Raw genomic sequence first — 16,716 nt, 5'->3', positions numbered from 1 at the left:
TAATTGAGTGACAGTTAGAGAGTTCTGAGAGATAGGTAGAGAGCTCTTGAATGGTAGGAATAGATTGATTAGCAGAGAGTTATGTTTAGCGTCCCATTGAATAGTTTTGTACATCGTGTGAGTGATAAAAGCCAAGTGATGGCGAATGCTGCGGAATGTGGATGTCAGTTGAAACGAGTTCGTCGTTCGCGTAATTGGCTGTTGGTCGCTCAAGAGCATCAACTCGTTGAATTTAAAACGATGTTAACTCATGAAAAAGACGGTTGGATAGCAATTGCAATCGACAAAGTGCTGCCTAAACCAGTGGTGTGTTTGGCATCTCTGTTGGCCGCTACACCTTCAATGACTGTGGCTCAGCTGGTGATGGAATCTGGATGTTCAATGGCTGAAGCAAGACGCGCGATTGATGAACATGAAGGGTTGTAAGTGCGAGCTTTAAGTAAGTTGATCGTGTTGTGACAAGAGAATCGCGAGCAGCAAAAAGCCCGTAACGATATTGCGCTGGAAAACGTCATATCGTTACGGGCTTTATCATCTGTGCTGCTGTTAAGCTAAGCCATGCGGCTTATGAAGCATTGACTCGATTAAGAGTTCGCTACTTTTACACGAATCGTGTTTTTGCCAAGCTTTGACAAGTTCAGCTTGTTTAGTGCCGCTTTAGCTTCTTCTTGCTCTGGCATTTCAACAAAAGCAAAGCCTTTTGAGTCGCCAGTTTCTTGGTCTAAAACTAGGCTGCACTCTTTTACTGAGCCAAACTCAGAAAATAGCACACGGATGTCTTGCTCAGAGGTAGAGCGCGATAGGTTACGAACTAGAAGTTTCATAATAAACCTTGAATATGAATTTACGCCGAGCATTGTCGCACACTTTCATGCTCACCCTCACAAATAATTACTCTAATCATTTCTTTGGTAATACGTCGCTCTATTTACCGATTAAGCGAGCTGTTTACCTGCTAGCCGCGGTTTATCGTGATATCTGATACGAATCCATGCTCTGTGCTGGTTAACGCCTGTTGCAGCATTTGAGCGGCTTCTTGCGCGGTCATAAAGCTTGAGGTATCCATGTCTTTACCGCTTGTATCCCAAAACTCGGTCGCCATTCCTCCAGGATAAACCGCCACGATTTTCATCGGGTGACCTTTTAGCTCCAACCTTACCGATTCGATAAAGCCTTTCACTGCCCATTTTGCCGCGCAGTAGGTGGACTCTTCCGCTTTAGCACCTTGTGCCGCCGTCGACATCACCACAGCAATGGTGACTGATTGATCTTTGTAGCGCTGCACAAGCTCGCGAATCAAAAAGATCGAAGACTCAATATTGTTCTTCAGCATGTCGCTGATGGTGGTTGGATCTTGCTGTTCTATCTTACCGAAGTACCCACTGCCAGCGCTGTGGATCACCAGCTTCGGCATTTCAGGTAACGCATCCAATAACTCGCTCACAGAGTGCGGGTCACAGAGATCACACGCTTGGCTAATGGTATTTGCTGGCAGGCCTTGCGCTACTTCTGCTAAACGTTGTGCGTTGCGACCTGTAATGGCTACGCGCTGAGCGTCTGTTGCGGCGTTAGCATATTGTTTCGCGAGCGCTGCGCCTAAACCGCTGCTTGATCCGGTAATTAAAATCATACTGTCTTAGATTTTTAGAGTTGAATCGAGATAGTAAGGTGCTGAGATGAGTTTTTCTGAGATCTATGGCTAAAGTTGGTCGATGACTTGATTGATGAGCTGCTCGGTAAAGCTGATATTAAAGGTTCGAGTATGGTGAAAGGGTAGGTTATTGCATCTCGAGAGGGAAGTGCGTCAGAAAGTAAAAGCGCCGGCATAGTGCCAGCGCTTTTGAGTCATCATAAGTGATTATTCGTCGTCGAACTGTTTGATCGTGAACGCGTCTTCGATTCGGTTAAGCTCTTCTTGTTCTTTAACTCGCTTCTCTTCTTGCAGAGTCGCTCTCGTTTCGTTGAAACGTTTTTTCTCTGACTTAGTCAGGAATTTTATAGCTTTTTTGTTAGTCAGTGCGTAAGCAACTACGTCTTCACCTTTTTCTCTGCGGTCGTTTACGCGTTGTGAGAAACGTTCATTGTCGCGAGCTTTACGCTCCGCTGAGGTCAACTTGCTCATGCTTTAAAGCCTTTTCAATTATTCATGGTAGGGAATCTACGCTTAGCGAAACAAATGGGGACTGCTTAGTGTCAGTCTAGCCCATTTGTATGCTGGTGGCGCATCTTAGCACAATGGCTTGAGCATGCAGGTATGCTATTCGTGGGATTCAACAAAACAGCCCACAATTTTCGTTGTGGGCTGTTTTGTTACGTACTGTAGTTATCGATGAAGTTAACGATTGGAAACTGACAATTAGAAACGGCAGTTACATCAAATCTTCTCGATGTATAAGATGATTTCTCCGACTTTAAAGCCAAACTTGGACATCTCAGTCTTGTTGAATAAGCGTTTATCGTCCATCAAGAACATCCAATCATCGAGCACCACTTCATAGGTGCTGCCGTCTACTTCAATTTCTAGATCATATTTCCAATACAGCGCAGATCCTTGGGTCTCACCATAAGCGGTTCCAACGACATCGTTGGCAGTCCCAGAATAGGTGTTTTCGCCCGTTTTGATCAGATTCCAAACGCGAGTTGAGCGCTCGCCATCAGCAAAAGAGAACCACTCTTTTATCTCTCCATTGTCACCGTCCCAAGTCGCGATCAGTTTGGCATCAAAGCGGCGCAGTAGGTTACCAGAGCGGTCGAGCACCATGCCGTAGGCCATGAGTTCGCCATTAAAAAAGGTTTCAAGCTTGAGCTCTGGCGTAGTGTCGACATGGTTTTCTAAACTTGCAGAGCCACAACCCACTAGCCAAGTGAGTGAAAAAAATGCCAGAGCAAATTTTATTATTGTTGTTTTTGGATTCATTTGTTCAAACCTAAAAGTTGTTTACGAAGACCGGGTTCAGAGGTGTTTTCAGATAACCAAATCGCTAGAAAGGCTTCACCAAATTGCTTGTCTTGAATGGTGCCGATCGGTTGTTCATCGAAATAAAAACGACTCACGTTATCTTCTGCGACACGAATCGTGAGTGTGCTTCCTTCTTCCACGTTCGGCCACATCGCGTATAAGGGTTTTAACCAACGCTGAATGTTGCTGTTAGAGTAGCCAAGCTTGTTCCACTGATCTTCTGTCGCGTCTACGAGGTCTCTGCTATCGATAGAGCGGTAATACTCAAGCTTCAAAGCTCGTTCAGAGTTGGTTGGAGTCGCGTAGAATTCTGCGGAGTAGAGAGTCCAAAACAGGTAACTCATTTCACCCTCACCACGTTTGTTCAGATCATCGACAGCAGAGGCTTTAGCATTTCCGGCAAATAACAGCGCAGCAAAGATTAACGAGAGAGTAATAAAGCTTAGAAGTGTGTTTTTTGCTTGCTGATGAGTGCGAACAATACCGCGCTCAGGTTTGAACGTTTGTGTCGGGTTGCGTGGATAAGCCATAAGTCACCTCGTTATTGCCATTTTAGGTTGTATTAAGTTGGAGTAGGCGGCCACCAGTAAGGGCAACAAAATCCCCCAACTTATTGCAAGGGCAGCAACTACCGATGCATCTGGCCAAGTAGTAAGAAGAGCACCAGCTTTGATGCCTCCCCAATAACTACTAGTACCTGCTACGAACCCTATGACAAACAAGATCACTTTCGAGCATTTTAATAGCCAATTTAGGCTGTGGTTAAAACTGATTAAGAACATGATCCACAGGCAGACAAGCCACACCGGGAACCACGATTGATTAGCAATTTCAGAGTCGACGGCAAACACGCCGAAGTGAAGTAAGAGGCTATCAAGCAATAGCCCCAATGGTAATAAAATGAGTATCTTCAAATCGCTACTGCGAGTCGGTGATAGAAGGAAGTGAACCACTACAATCAGTGGTGTGACGAACGGGGCTTGCGCGGTAAAAAAGGCACTGCAAACCCAGGTCGCTTGAAACAGTACGAGATTAATAATCCAAAACCGCTTCATCTTTTGCTCCAAAGTAACGAGGTTTTCTTGCGACGACATGATGAGTGCTGATCACGCGCTCTTTGAATGCGCCTTCACAGTAGCAGAAGTAGAAGATCCACAAGCGCTTAAACTCTTCCGAATAGCCGAGGGACTCTAACTCTTCCCAACTATTTTCAAAGGCGATGCTCCAATCATTTAGCGTTCGAGCGTAGTGCAGGCCAATGTCATCAATTTCTTGAACAACAAGGTCGGTGCTGGTCGCAAGGTGTTGGGTCATCACTGAAACCGAAGGTAGGCAACCACCGGGGAAGATGTACTTCTGAATAAAGTCGACACCTTTACGGTATTTGTCGTAACGGCTGTCAGCAATAGTAATCGCTTGAATCAGCATCTTGCCTGAGGGCTTTAACAGTGAAGAACATTTCTCAAAGAAGGTTTGTAGGTATTCATGACCGACCGCTTCTATCATCTCGATCGAAACCAGCTTGTCATACTCACCAGTGAGATTGCGATAATCCTCTTTGAGTAGGGTGATTTTGTCGGTTAAACCAAGCGCTTTCACGCGTTGTTCAGCAAGCTCGTGCTGAGCATCTGAAATGGTAGTGGTGGTCACGTGGCAGCCATAATGTTGAGCCATAAATATCGCTAAGCCGCCCCAGCCAGTGCCGATTTCAACCACGCTATCTTTCTCAGACAGTTCTAGTCGCTCACAGATGGTTTTCATTTTGTTTTGTTGAGCCTTCGACAAGGTTTCTGCGTCTTCGCTGTAGATAGCGGAAGAGTACTGCATCGAGCTATCTAAGAAGCGCTCATAAAGTTCGTTGCCAATATCGTAGTGAGCGAGAATATTTCGTTTAGAACCCTGTTCGGTGTTGGCATTTTTACGACGCAGCAATAGGTTTTTGATGCGAGAAATCCACTGTGTCTTGTCATCAAGCTCATCTAATTGGGCTTGGTTACGAGCCATGATTTGAATCACACGCGTGAGATTAGGACTGGTCCATTTACCATCGATGTACGCTTCAGACGCCCCGATACTGCCGTTGATGACGACATCTCTAAAAAAGGTCGCATCATGAATCACGATTCGACCTTTCAGTTCGGCTTCTCGATCACCGAACATCGAATGCTGGTCGCGCTCAATTATCTCGAGCGTCGCAAATTGCAGGCTTTCTAAAACCTTGAAGATTAAAGCTCGATATTTACAGTTGCTTGAAACAGCAACGGCTTTAGCTTGTTGTTCAATATTGTTGTTTTGTTTGGCAAGCTGTTCCATGTAAACCTCGCTGATAACTCATTCTAATACTTTGTGCTAACTAAGCTGAGTTCTGCTCCTTGGTTGGAGCGAACCCAAGCTTCAATTGAGTTCTATTATCTAATTGCTGTGAAGGCGCTTAAGACGTTGAGTCTGGATGCGCCACAAACGGTACTTTTTTCAGGAATAATTTGAGAGCCTGATAATAAATTCCCATCACGACTTTTATCGTCATCGCCGGTATCTTGAATACCGTACGTCTAATGTTTGTCTTGGTTACTGACTGTTTCGTCAGAGCCAGTGTCGCATCGAAAAGCTTGTCGTCTCGGCGGCTTTCGATGTGAACTAACGTGCGTTTCGCTGGTGGCTTAATTTTCCAAAAGTAAGTCATGTTCAAATCCATGAACGGCGAAACGTGAAATTCTTTTTTTACCTTCAACTCTTGGTGCATGTCGATGAGATAGTAGTGTCTTTCTCGCCACGGCGTGTTACTCACCTCCGCCAACATGTACTTACAATCTCCGGTTTCGTCATAACAGAAGAAACAATTGATTGGGCTGAAATAGATGCCTAAACAGCGGCACTGAGCCAGCATCGTCACACGGTTTGAATCAGACCAAACCCCACCAAGTTGTTGCACTTTGGAAGCTATACGTTGCTTAAGTGATTTTGGTTCATCCGTGGTGACATTTTCTTTTTTTTCAGCGAGATAATCCGATTCGACAAAGCGAATTGGGTTGAACCAACGAGTTCCGAACAGCGCACTGCGCGCTGTGGTTTGGGGCAGCTCATCAAGATCTAACCCCATCATATACAGCTGATAGCTGAACTCATGGGTGATGTCACCAAATCGGCGATGTCTGACGTTACCCCAATAGATACCGCTAAGTTCTTCACTCTTTTCGGATGCGATCCCCATCTCGGGTGTCAAGGTTTGGCTGCTCATAGCGCGGAACTCGTACTCAAATCTAAACCGAAGCGTTTGGTCACATCGAGTGCACTGTGGACACCGTCTTCATGGAAGCCGTTATACCAATAAGCACCAGCAAAGTGCGTCTGGTTTTTGCCACAGATTTGCTCACGCTTGTGCTGAGCTTCGACCGTGTTCGAGTTAAGTACCGGGTGATGATAAACAAAGCTGCGAATAATTTTTTCTGGGTCGATGGCTTCGCTTTGATTCAAGGTGACACAGAAGGTGTCTTGGCTTTCGATGCCTTGCAGAATGTTCATGTTGTACGTGACACAAGCAGGTCGTTTACTGTCGCCATCCAACATGTAGTTCCAACTTGCCCAAGCCAGTTTTCTATCTGGGAGTAAGCGAGTATCGGTGTGCAGAACCACTTCATTGCGGCTGTATGGGATTTCGCCCAGTACCTGTTGCTCTTGTTCTGTCGCATCACCAAGCAGGCGTAAGGCTTGGTCTGAGTGGCAAGCAAAGATTACTTCGTCGAAACCTTGTGTGCTGCCATCTTCAAATTCAATCGTGATGCCCGTTTCTTGGCGAGTCACTTGTTTAATCGATGTATTGAGTGCAACAGGCTTACTTAGACGTGAAAGGATGATTTCAACATAAGAACGCGATCCCTTTGGAATCACATACCACTGAGGACGGTTTGCGATATCGAGCAATCCATGGTTGTAGAAAAACTGGATGAAGAACTTGAGCTCAAACTCTTCCATCTCTTCCAAGCTTGTCGACCAAATAGCGGCGCCCATCGGTAGAATATAGTGCTGACTGAAAAAGTCGGAAAATTGATTATCACGTAGGAAGCTGCCGAGGGTAACGTCTGGTGTGAATTCATTGCTTTCAAACTGAGCCTTACACAGTTTGTTGAACTTGAGAATGTCAGACACTAAAGACCAGAACTGAGGTTTGAAGATGTTACTCCTCTGCGCGAACAACGAATTAATGCTGTGACCGTTGTACTCGAACTTAGTGGTGGTGTTGTGGACGCTGAAGCTCATCTCAGTCGGTTGCCTTTCGACACCGAGTTGTTCTAGAAACTGATTGAAATTCGGGTAGGTTCGATCGTTGAATACGATGAAACCTGTATCTACCGAAAACGCCGAGCCTTGATGTTCAATATCAACGGTAGCGGTGTGCCCCCCAACGTAATCATTCTTTTCGAATACTGTTACGTCGTGGTGCTTATCTAATATATGCGCGCAAGTGAGTCCAGAGATACCTGAACCAATAATGGCGATTTTCTTCATTGTTATACCATCCTTGAAGCGAGTTTTTGCCAAACTGGAGTTGGAAGCATTCTTAATAGCTTCATCAACATGATGAATCGTCTTGGGAAATTGATTTCACTCTTTCCTTGAGCGATACCATTTACGATTCGCTGAGTTGCGGCCTCACTACTAATAATCATAGGCATAGAGAACGTATTTCGCTCGGTTAATGGCGTTTCAACAAAGCCTGGGTGCACAATTGAGACATGAATGTTGTGCGTTGCCAGATCAACCGAAAGTGTTCTGCCTAAGTAGGTGAGGGCTGCCTTTGAGGCGCCATAAGCCTCGGCTCTTGGTAAAGGTAAAAAGCTGGCGCTGGAGCTGACTAAAACCAAACGGCCGCCGGGCTTGATGTTTTTTAACCAAGCTTTAAGCGCGTAGCCAATTGAAATTAGGTTTATGTTGATGACTCGCTCGAAAAGCTCGGCATCGAAATTCAACGGGTCGTCGATGTATTCACAATCACCCGCATTTAAAATCAGCAGATCGAGCGGCTTGTCTTGGTCGAGCTCTGGGAAATTGTGGTAATCGGTCAGATCGAAACAGAGCGGTGTAATGGATGAATGCGCGACGTCTGTATCGTGAGAGTCAACTAAGGCTTGCAGCTTGTCTGAGTTGCGGCCACAAGCAATCACCTGATGCCCTTGCTGAGCGTAATCTTTAGCTAGGGATTGGCCGATACCTGAGGTCGCGCCTGTAATCATAATACGCATTATCGGCTCGCTCTCTTTTTGATGGATTTTATCGCGCAGCCCAGTACTGGAATGTGTTCGTACAACATAGAGCCGACGTCGAGATAGTCTCTGTGGTAAATCACCTGACCGTCGAGCATCTTGAGGTGGCTGTGTCCTTGTACTTCGATTGGCTTTTGCCCATTTAATTGCTTGTGAGCAAATTGCATCGTCCAGTAAACGGAAGCCTCGTCGTTCGCTTCGAAAGTGTGTTCGATATGAAAGTAACAGCTGGTTACTTGGGTGTAGAGGTTCTCGAAGTAGTGCGTAAGCGCCGAGATACCGCTGACATGATGCAGCGGATCTTGGAATTCAATATCAGGGTGATAAACCGTCTTAAGCACGTCGAAATTGTCGGTTCCGAGTTCTCGATACATGTTGAGAAAGTTATCAAGCCATAGAGAGTTATCCATAATATTCACTCTAATTATTTGAAGAAGGCTAAGGCTCTCAATCGTGCTTCTTTATGCTCAACGATGGGTTGCCAGTATTCGCTGTCTATTCCGTTTTTAGCGATAAAGTCATGTGGGAAATGCACATGCTTATCTGGGATACTTTGCAGCTCTGGTATGTACTTACGAATAAAAATTCCTTTTGGATCAAACTTTTCACTCTGAGTGATTGGATTGAAAATTCGGAAGTAAGGTTGCGCATCACAGCCCGTACTTGAAGCCCACTGCCAGCCACCATTGTTGGCACTAAAGTCACCGTCGATAAGGTGTGACATAAAGAAACGTTCGCCCCAACGCCAGTCAATAAGCAGGTGCTTGGTTAGGAAGCTTGCCACCACCATTCTTAGCCTGTTGTGCATCCAGCCCGTTTCAACCAGTTGACGCATCGCTGCATCAACCAATGGGTAGCCTGTTTTTCCTTCGCACCACGCTTTAAAGCTCGGGTTGTCGTGATACCAATCTAAACCATTGTATTTTTGCTGAAAGTTAGCGCCTTTAACCAGTTTAGGATGGTGGAACATCAAATGCTTATAAAAATCTCGCCAAATCAATTCGTTGAGCCAACAAAAGGCCGGTAATTGCGTATCAAATAACAGATCGGGTTGTTGCTGAATCAATTGAATCGCTAACCAACGTGGGCTCACTGCGCCAATTGCTAAATAAGGTGATAGCCCCGATGTTCCTTTAACTGAGGGAATATCTCTCAGACGTGCGTAGTCGTTGACTTTATTGCCTAAGAAATTGGGGATCACATTACCCAATACATCTTGGCTTAATGGCCAGCGACTCGAATCAACACGCGGAAAATCGAAATCATAGTCAGCGGAGATGGTTAAGGCTTGTAAGTCGTCAGGAAGCTGTGTTTGTGAACGTTCAGCTGACTCGACAGGAGCTGGACTGCAGATGATGCCTTTCACCTGAACTTCTTTTAACCAAGCGTTCTTAAAGGGCGTAAAGACTTTGAACATCTCGCCTTGTTTGTTGAGAACGCTACCGAGTGGCAGCATAACGTCACAATCGCTGATCTTCAGGTTTAAGCCGCTTGAAATTAGCTTTTTATCGCGAGCCTGTTCATCGACCTCAGGCTCAGAGTTTGCGTAGACGCACTTGGCATCAAGCTGCTGGCACAAATCGATGAGCTGTCTGGATTGGTCGTCAAAATCGGTCGCTTTCAGGTGAAGCAAAGTCATCCCAAATTCAGCGAGCTGGGAATCGAGTTGTTTTAGATGACGATAGATGAAATCAGCTTTGATTGGTGCAAGGTGGTGTTGCTGCCATTGCTGTGGGGTTGAAATAAAAACGGCGATAGATACGCCGTTTTCAATTGCTGCGACGAGCGCTGGGTTATCGTGAATCCTCAGGTCTCGTCGTATCCATAAAATGTCGCTCAATATCCGTATCTCAGCTTCAGTTCTTGTGGGTGAGGGTTTAGGTAAACCTGTGATTCCAAGTACTCGTTTGGGTATTCCATTAGGTAGTGATTGATCAGTGTCAGCGGCACTAGCAGTGGAATCACGCCCTCTCTGAAAGAATCTATCTGGTTGGTGAGTTCTTGCTTGTGAGCGCTACTCAGTTGTTTCTTAAAGTAACCTTGCAAGTGATGCAGCGTATTGGCGTGACTGCCTCGATTAGCATGATGCGATAACGCCTTCATCAAACCTTCGATGTATTGAGCCGCCAATTCGTCGATGTCTAACTCATTACCCGCTAACAGTTTGCCTAAACTTTTGTATCCCTCAACGTGGTGACACATGACTAAGTACTTGTGAGCGCTGTGGAACTGAATCAGTTTGTGTTTGGTCACACTTTCATCCACGAGATCGAGCCATTTTTGGTAAGTGAACACTCGAGTCATGAAGTTTTCACGCAAAATGGGATCGTTAAGGCGGCCGTTTTCTTCAACGGGAAGTAACGGGTTACCGTCCATAATTTGTTGGGTGAACATGCCTACGCCAGTCGATTCAGAGCCGCGACCATGGTGGTGGTACACCTTCACGCGTTCCATGCCACAAGTTGGGCTTTTTTGACACACAATAAAGCCAGCAATGTGTTGGTTGTTCTTTGAGTAGTTTTGACCGAACTCGATCAGTTCGTTGGTTACATCACCTGAACCATCTGGGCGAGAAACGTGAATGATGTCATCTAACATTCTTGTTTGACGAATGGTTGGGCGAGGAGTTGGAAGGCCGACGCCCATTTCGGGACAAACCGGTTCTAACTCTACGTAATCTGCAAGATCGTCTGTGCAGAAGCGCGAACGTTTGTGTCCAGTATCGAACCGAACTTTATGACCGGCGACACATGCACTGATGCCTATTTTTATTTTTTTATCCATTGGTCAATTCCTTACGATCATTGCTCATCGTTATTCTTATATTATGTGGTTTGTTGCTTATTCCACATTACTTTAGTTCGGTTTTTACTTTTCTACCTAGCCAACTGTGCGAGTCTTGTGACGAGCCCAGTAAATACTTCAATCTAATAAATGTATTTACCAAGTGGGTTGAACAACTGGCTCACCCCTTTCGTGAAGTACAAGGCATCACTTGAGACGGTCAAGCACACACAACCTTCTTTGGTCGCAGGTTGGTGAGTGTGATTGCCATCTAGCCAGATGAAGTCGCCTTTGTTGTAGACCCCCATCTCGTCTTCAAAGCTACCCTCTAAAAGAAGTGTAATTTCGAAACCTTTGTGAGTGTGGCAAGGCACTTGTCCGTCTTTATCGATATGCAACAAACTCGTGTGGTGTGCTTCATCATCAAAGTCGAGTCTTGCGCGTGAAATTTTGCCTAGGTTCATCCAGTCCTTTCTCGCGACTGAGTTGAGGGCGCGAGGAATTGTAAATGTTGTGTCGGCGACGGTTACTTGCTGAGCCTCTGGAATCACTTCAACTGACTGTGAAGCATCGGCTGTAATTTGCTCGATCGCGTCAAAATCAAAGTCCATATCGTCCATTGAGAAGCTGTCTAGATCTTCATTTGAGAATACTGGCTCTGCGTCAAATGCATTATTAGCCGCTTCAGCGGTCAACTGCTTGACTTGTTGTTGGCAGTGTTCACACAGTTCTACATGGCTAGAAACAATCAAAGAAACTGAATCAGCCAGCGTGCCATCGACGAAGTCTTTCAAGATTGCCGCGTTTGGGTGATGTTTAATCATGGTCTTGTTCCCCCATGTGAACTTTTAATTTGGCTAAAGCGAGTCTCAGACGTGATTTCACCGTTCCAAGCGGGACGCCAAGTTGCTGAGCGAGTTGCTCTTGAGAGAGCTCTTGAAAATAGACGCCTTTGACGATGGTTTTCTGAGCAAGAGGCAATTTCTCTATCTGAGTCATTACGTGTCGACTCATCAAATGATCACCGAATGGCAAATCTTCACTTTGAGATTCGGCTACCATCGCATCTATCGGCCAGATATCGTCGGCTATCGTTTGTTCGGCTTTCGCTTTCACTTTGCGCAACATGTCGAACGCTGCATTACGCATTACCGTGTAGACCCAAGTGGTCGCAGCGCCTTTATCTACATTGTAGAGATGTGCTTTCTTCCAAACATTAGTCATCGTGTCTTGAACTAGCTCGTTGGCAGCCGCTTCGCCACCCAACTTACTAATACCAAAACGCTTAATCTTAGGAGCGAAAAACTTGAACAAACAGGTGAACGCCTGCTTGTCTCGGTCTGTACCAACCAACATCAACCAGCTCGATAGCTCTGTCGGTACTTTGTTGTCTGTAGGTACTTTGTTATCGGGAATAATGACATGCTCCTTGCCGTTCCCTGAACTTCTGCTTTCCACTTGCATAGTAACTAACCATCATGCGAATTTGATAGGCACTACGTGAAAGGAGAAAGTCGGGATCACTTTAATTAGATTAATTTCCACTATACAAAATTATAGTGAAGAAAAATGCTTATTGCCCCGTAATGATTTGATTCAAAAAAGGAACTAGAGACGGAAAACTAGCGGGCTCAGTAAATTCTGTTTTCTTTTCCAATGGGATAGGCATCATTTCGAGCAATCGCGCACAAATCCATTGTGGGCTCTCGAAATCTGGAGTGGGATAGAGTGTTCTTATCGAATCGTGGTCGCGAAACAACTGAACCAAAAAAGCGGTAAACACGTTAGGCACTTTATATTCATGGGCTGGCCAGTGTGGCAACGAGCTGAACTTACTTTTAATCAGGTCACCATCGTCTCGAAACGACCCATGCAATTGCACCAGCTTTTCGCCTTCGACATCAATTTCTAAGATTTGGTCATCCGACATATTGAAGTCAACGATGCATACCTTTGTTCCCCAAGAGCTGAGGTGACCAGAGTTAGAGTTGTCTTGAGTGGCAATAATGAAACCATCTCCCTGCGCTGCGTGAGCAACCATCGCGAGGTACTTTGGCTCAAAAATGCGCAGTCTTTGTCTGCCTCCTGGTAGAAGGAAGATGGGGAGAGGAAACACTGCGAGCTCTAGAGAAGACTCTACGGGTGTTTCTGGTTCGGCGTCTGTCCGCGTGGTCTTCCTAGGTGAATTCGGCACATAGTACTCCTTAGTTCAGATGTGATTTGAGAAGATATACGCGGGGAGGGTGGTGTTCGATCAATTCGCTTCGGCTTATGTTTGCAAAGGGATAGGTATTTTGTTGCACCTGTTCATAAATTCATTGTTTTTACCTTTTCTCATACGCGTCATTAGGTAATATATGAACAAATAGTAAGCGAATGGGTAGTTGCCAGACGATGCTTCTATCTGACGTTCTTCTATACCTAACATCGCATCAAAGGAATGGTCATGATTGTTATTTATGGTATCAAAGAGTGCTTAAATCCAATTAAGTTGCAGCTCTCCAATGTGTTGCAGCAGTGCTTGAACAGTGAAATGGGTTTACCCGATGACAAGCGAGCACATCGGTTTGTGCCATTGGAACGAGATGACTTCTTTTACCCGGAAGGAAGAACAGAAGCCTATACCGTCATTGAGATAAATATGATGGAAGGTCGAGCGGTAAACACCAAAAAGCGCTTAATTAAGAAGATATTTTCTGAGATAGAGAAGCAGTTAGCTATCTCTCCAATTGATATTGAAATCACCATTAAGGAACAGCCATCGCACTGCTGGGGATTTCGAGGCATGACCGGCGATGAAGCTCAAGATCTGAAGTATAAAGTGAAGGTCTAGGGTTAACTCTTAACACGTAAGACTTAAGCACACCTATCGAGTGACGGCTTTGGAATTTGATGCCAAAGCCGTTTTGTCTCGTTCTCGACACTAACCTTTAAGCATTTAAGCATCGTCACTCTCTTTCAAATACTGATGCCAATTTTCATTGATCACGTCAAAGTGCTCGACGCAGAACTCTTTTCTGTCTTTCAAATAGTCGTTTTCCACTTCATCTAGCAAGTTCTTATAGGCATCAGGATCGCTGCCATACACTAAGCATAACGTGGAGAAGTAACGCTGCAGGTCGAAACTGTGCTCGTCGATGTATTCCCCCAAGTCGTAATACTCCGGGCGGTCTTCTGACTCGAAAGCGAACATGTCTGCAGCGCTGATAGCAGCGTCGGCCCCATGCTCTACGTAGTTCAGCAGTAGCACCGTCGCTAGGTTATCAACCGCATCTTCTTCTTTACCCAATATGGCAATGTTCTGATCTTCGATATACGCATGCCCAGCTTCGTGCAGCAGAGTGTGCAGCAAGGTATCAATAGCGCCGGTTTGTGCAGATTTCCCATACTCTTTTTCGTATTGGTTCTTCTCAAAGTAATGGAGTGACTCAGCGTAAAAACTATAAGGGATCAGCACTTGATGGTTTTGTGGATCGTAGAGTGGTCCTTCTTCCCCGCCATATTGAATGGTTAATGGCTTCTCAAACATGAACAGCTGGTTTGATAGGTCGACCACGGTGTCATTAACGCCACTGCTTTGAATCTCTCGTTTGAGCTGCTCTTCTTCGGTATTTTGCGGTGTAGAGTACTCGACGATTAGGTTACTTTGGGTGGTTTGTTCACTAGATGCATAAGTTGTGGCAAACATTGCACTCAGGGCTAAGCTGCAGGTCAATGTTCGTTTCAATAATGTCATCGGCTATCCTTGTGATTACGTGGTGAATCAGAGTCGTGCTGGGGGTAACAACTCCAAGCTGCGTACCCTGATTTAGTTATTGCGTTAGAGTATAAGTTTAGACGGAATTTTGATGCATCGAGGACTGCAATTTTTGAAGTAGGCGCTATCCTATCAATGAATAATCCGCTTAGAGATTCGCCATGAAGAATAGGCGGGCTGAATGGGCAGTGTCGATGTGATTCGTTTCTGTTGGTAATTAACAGATAAATTTCGGTTCAACAGAACCCTTGTGCTATACTCCGCGCCCCAATCCGAATTGGCTTGTTTAATCTTAGGAAATTATTATGAGTGTTAAAAACGAACTTCAACAAATTAACAACCGTCTAGACAAGTGTCGCCACAAGTTAGATGCTGCTAAAACTCGTAATGATCGTCCTGTTGTTCGTCAGTTCGAGGAAGAGATTAAGAAGCTAACTAAGAAAATTGCCCAGCTTAAACACAAAGAAAGCTACGATGTGAACCAAGAGCGTAAGTCTCTGGTTGATATGCCATTTAGCCGTGAGATCACTAAGGCTGAGCAAGCGGATATGGGTAAACTTAAAAAGTCTGTTAAAGGACTCGTCATTGTTCACCCAATGACGAAGATCGGTAAAGAACTTCGCATTGAGGTTATGACTGGTTACGCACCGAAAAAATTCTAATTACCAGCGATGGTGATGAAAGAGGAGCTAGAAATAGCTCCTTTTTGCTTTTTTAGGTATTAAGAAAGCAGAGTCAGCGGCATAGATACTCACGCCGTTTTCAACTTTTAGGAGGTGATTGTTGTCACAAATCCTTTTATCTCCTATAAAAGTTAACGTGCTACTAACATGGCACTAAGCGATCGCAGTAATGTGTTCGCTTTTCGAATCCACACTTTCTCTCCAGTTTGTATAAATATAGGTAGAGCAGCACAAATAATTACAGATAAAACTAGACTCATTAGGGAAGATGAGAACGTAAAAAAATAGAGGTTATATGAATCAATTAATTTCAATTGGACCATTAGAATCCTTCCTAATCGCGATTAGTGTTTTGTTTCTAGGTCATTTCGTCAATGCAAAGCTTCCGATTCTCAAAAAGTACAACATTCCAGAGCCCATTGTCGGCGGCTTGATTGTCGCTTTTGCTATTACAGCCCTGCACTTTAACGGCCTTGATCTAGAGTTTTCTTTGCCCCTGCAGAACACGTTTATGTTGATGTTCTTTGCAACGGTCGGTCTTGCGGCGAACTACACGCAGTTGATAAAAGGTGGTGCTAAGGTATTCCTATTCTTAGGGGTAGCGTCGGTTTACATCATTATCCAAAACGGTGTAGGCGTAACCTTAGCAACGGCACTAGGCCTTGAACCCTTGATGGGTTTGATTGCTGGCTCTATCACGCTTTCGGGTGGTCACGGCACAGGTGCGGCTTGGTCTCAAACTTTTGCAGACACGTTTGGCATTGCAAATACGCTAGAAATCGCAATGGCTTCAGCGACCTTTGGTTTGATTATCGGTGGTATTATCGGTAGCCCAGTAGCGCAAAAGTTGATTGACAAAAACCAGCTTGAATCTGAGTACGGTACTGGCACGCAAACGCACGAACGCTTCCCTGAACTTGTTACTTACAACGAGTATGAAGAAGATAAAGTGACGGCGAAGAAGGTGATTGAAGTGTTGTTCATCCTTCTTATCTGTATCACGGGTGCGAAGTACCTAGAGCAGTGGGTGGCGACTTTTGAAATTTCTTGGTTGATGATTCCTGACTTCGTTTACGCGTTGTTTATTGGTGTGTTCATCACTAACGTGTTTGAAGTGACTAAGCTGCATAAGACTGACAGCGAAACGGTCGATATTCTTGGTACGGTGTCATTGTCACTGTTCCTAGCAATGGCGCTAATGAGCCTTAAGCTTTGGAACATCTTTGACCTTGCAATTCCGTTCTTGGCTATTCTTGCAGTTCAGGCGGTGGT

Annotated in this window: 21 protein-coding genes; 4 read left to right on the top strand and 17 right to left on the bottom strand. The window is 45.1% G+C overall.

Features of this window, described 5'->3' with window-relative positions; genetic code table 11:
- Positions 1–81: 81 nt before the first annotated feature.
- Positions 82–426 (top strand): ribosome recycling factor family protein, encoded by a 345-nt coding sequence (locus tag IQQ51_RS11430; RefSeq protein ID WP_048614122.1) that lies wholly within the window; start codon positions 82–84, stop codon positions 424–426.
- Between the two features lie 158 nt (positions 427–584).
- Here IQQ51_RS11430 and IQQ51_RS11425 read toward each other — a convergent pair whose 3' ends face one another.
- From IQQ51_RS11425 to IQQ51_RS11350, 16 genes are all read right to left on the bottom strand, one after another.
- Positions 585–824: an RNA recognition motif domain-containing protein gene (locus IQQ51_RS11425; protein ID WP_017061273.1), complete on the bottom strand. Its 240-nt coding sequence runs from the start codon at positions 822–824 to the stop codon at positions 585–587.
- Positions 825–955: 131 nt separating this feature from the next.
- Positions 956–1,630: an SDR family NAD(P)-dependent oxidoreductase gene (locus IQQ51_RS11420; RefSeq protein ID WP_193841125.1), complete on the bottom strand. Its 675-nt coding sequence runs from the start codon at positions 1,628–1,630 to the stop codon at positions 956–958.
- A gap of 228 nt (positions 1,631–1,858) precedes the next feature.
- On the bottom strand, positions 1,859–2,122 hold the full coding sequence (locus IQQ51_RS11415) for a DNA polymerase III subunit epsilon (RefSeq protein ID WP_193841124.1): 264 nt from the start codon (positions 2,120–2,122) through the stop codon (positions 1,859–1,861).
- 252 nt (positions 2,123–2,374) lie between these two features.
- A complete protein-coding gene (locus IQQ51_RS11410; protein WP_193841123.1) occupies positions 2,375–2,917 on the bottom strand; it encodes a DUF3833 domain-containing protein in 543 nt (180 codons plus the stop codon).
- Positions 2,914–3,489, bottom strand: a complete 576-nt coding sequence (locus IQQ51_RS11405; RefSeq protein WP_193841122.1) for a chalcone isomerase family protein — start codon at positions 3,487–3,489, stop codon at positions 2,914–2,916. The genes IQQ51_RS11410 and IQQ51_RS11405 overlap by 4 nt, the downstream gene beginning before the upstream one ends.
- A 3-nt stretch (positions 3,490–3,492) precedes the next feature.
- Positions 3,493–4,014: a DUF2878 domain-containing protein gene (locus tag IQQ51_RS11400; RefSeq protein WP_017061278.1), complete on the bottom strand. Its 522-nt coding sequence runs from the start codon at positions 4,012–4,014 to the stop codon at positions 3,493–3,495.
- Positions 3,992–5,272, bottom strand: coding sequence for an SAM-dependent methyltransferase (locus tag IQQ51_RS11395; RefSeq protein ID WP_193841121.1), 1,281 nt, complete (start codon positions 5,270–5,272; stop codon positions 3,992–3,994). The genes IQQ51_RS11400 and IQQ51_RS11395 overlap by 23 nt, the downstream gene beginning before the upstream one ends.
- 118 nt (positions 5,273–5,390) lie before the next feature.
- A complete protein-coding gene (locus tag IQQ51_RS11390; RefSeq protein WP_193841120.1) occupies positions 5,391–6,197 on the bottom strand; it encodes a DUF1365 domain-containing protein in 807 nt (268 codons plus the stop codon).
- On the bottom strand, positions 6,194–7,465 hold the full coding sequence (locus tag IQQ51_RS11385) for an NAD(P)/FAD-dependent oxidoreductase (RefSeq protein WP_193841119.1): 1,272 nt from the start codon (positions 7,463–7,465) through the stop codon (positions 6,194–6,196). Before IQQ51_RS11385 ends, IQQ51_RS11390 begins: the two co-directional genes overlap by 4 nt.
- Before the next feature lie 2 nt (positions 7,466–7,467).
- Positions 7,468–8,199, bottom strand: a complete 732-nt coding sequence (locus IQQ51_RS11380; RefSeq protein WP_193841118.1) for an SDR family NAD(P)-dependent oxidoreductase — start codon at positions 8,197–8,199, stop codon at positions 7,468–7,470.
- Positions 8,199–8,630, bottom strand: a complete 432-nt coding sequence (locus IQQ51_RS11375) for a nuclear transport factor 2 family protein (protein ID WP_050647550.1) — start codon at positions 8,628–8,630, stop codon at positions 8,199–8,201. Before IQQ51_RS11375 ends, IQQ51_RS11380 begins: the two co-directional genes overlap by 1 nt.
- Before the next feature lie 14 nt (positions 8,631–8,644).
- A complete protein-coding gene (phrB, locus tag IQQ51_RS11370) occupies positions 8,645–10,060 on the bottom strand; it encodes a deoxyribodipyrimidine photo-lyase (protein WP_193841117.1) in 1,416 nt (471 codons plus the stop codon).
- Positions 10,057–11,004 (bottom strand): YbgA family protein, encoded by a 948-nt coding sequence (locus IQQ51_RS11365; protein ID WP_193841116.1) that lies wholly within the window; start codon positions 11,002–11,004, stop codon positions 10,057–10,059. Before IQQ51_RS11365 ends, phrB begins: the two co-directional genes overlap by 4 nt.
- A 143-nt stretch (positions 11,005–11,147) precedes the next feature.
- Positions 11,148–11,828 carry a ChrR family anti-sigma-E factor gene (locus IQQ51_RS11360; protein ID WP_193841115.1) on the bottom strand — a complete coding sequence of 227 codons (681 nt, stop codon included), beginning with the start codon at positions 11,826–11,828 and terminating at the stop codon, positions 11,148–11,150.
- Positions 11,821–12,468 carry a sigma-70 family RNA polymerase sigma factor gene (locus tag IQQ51_RS11355; protein ID WP_193841114.1) on the bottom strand — a complete coding sequence of 216 codons (648 nt, stop codon included), beginning with the start codon at positions 12,466–12,468 and terminating at the stop codon, positions 11,821–11,823. The genes IQQ51_RS11360 and IQQ51_RS11355 overlap by 8 nt, the downstream gene beginning before the upstream one ends.
- A 109-nt stretch (positions 12,469–12,577) precedes the next feature.
- A complete protein-coding gene (locus tag IQQ51_RS11350; protein WP_193841113.1) occupies positions 12,578–13,198 on the bottom strand; it encodes an LON peptidase substrate-binding domain-containing protein in 621 nt (206 codons plus the stop codon).
- 252 nt (positions 13,199–13,450) lie between these two features.
- Here IQQ51_RS11350 and IQQ51_RS11345 point away from each other — a divergent pair, with 252 nt between their 5' ends.
- Positions 13,451–13,837, top strand: a complete 387-nt coding sequence (locus IQQ51_RS11345; protein WP_017070218.1) for a tautomerase family protein — start codon at positions 13,451–13,453, stop codon at positions 13,835–13,837.
- Positions 13,838–13,942: 105 nt separating this feature from the next.
- Here the strand turns inward: IQQ51_RS11345 and IQQ51_RS11340 are convergent, their stop codons facing one another.
- Positions 13,943–14,740, bottom strand: coding sequence for a DUF4344 domain-containing metallopeptidase (locus IQQ51_RS11340; RefSeq protein ID WP_048610059.1), 798 nt, complete (start codon positions 14,738–14,740; stop codon positions 13,943–13,945).
- A 326-nt stretch (positions 14,741–15,066) separates the two neighbouring features.
- Between IQQ51_RS11340 and IQQ51_RS11335 the strand changes: the two genes are divergently transcribed.
- Positions 15,067–15,423 (top strand): YibL family ribosome-associated protein, encoded by a 357-nt coding sequence (locus IQQ51_RS11335; protein ID WP_017060971.1) that lies wholly within the window; start codon positions 15,067–15,069, stop codon positions 15,421–15,423.
- A gap of 316 nt (positions 15,424–15,739) precedes the next feature.
- A partial coding sequence (gene gltS / locus IQQ51_RS11330) for a sodium/glutamate symporter (RefSeq protein ID WP_228012817.1) occupies positions 15,740–16,716 on the top strand: 977 nt, incomplete at its 3' end.

Source organism: Vibrio sp. OPT18 (assembly GCF_015163615.1).
GTDB lineage: Bacteria > Pseudomonadota > Gammaproteobacteria > Enterobacterales > Vibrionaceae > Vibrio > Vibrio coralliirubri.
The sequence above is the reverse complement of the archived record's forward strand: the minus strand, read 5'-3'. Positions and strand labels throughout refer to the sequence as shown.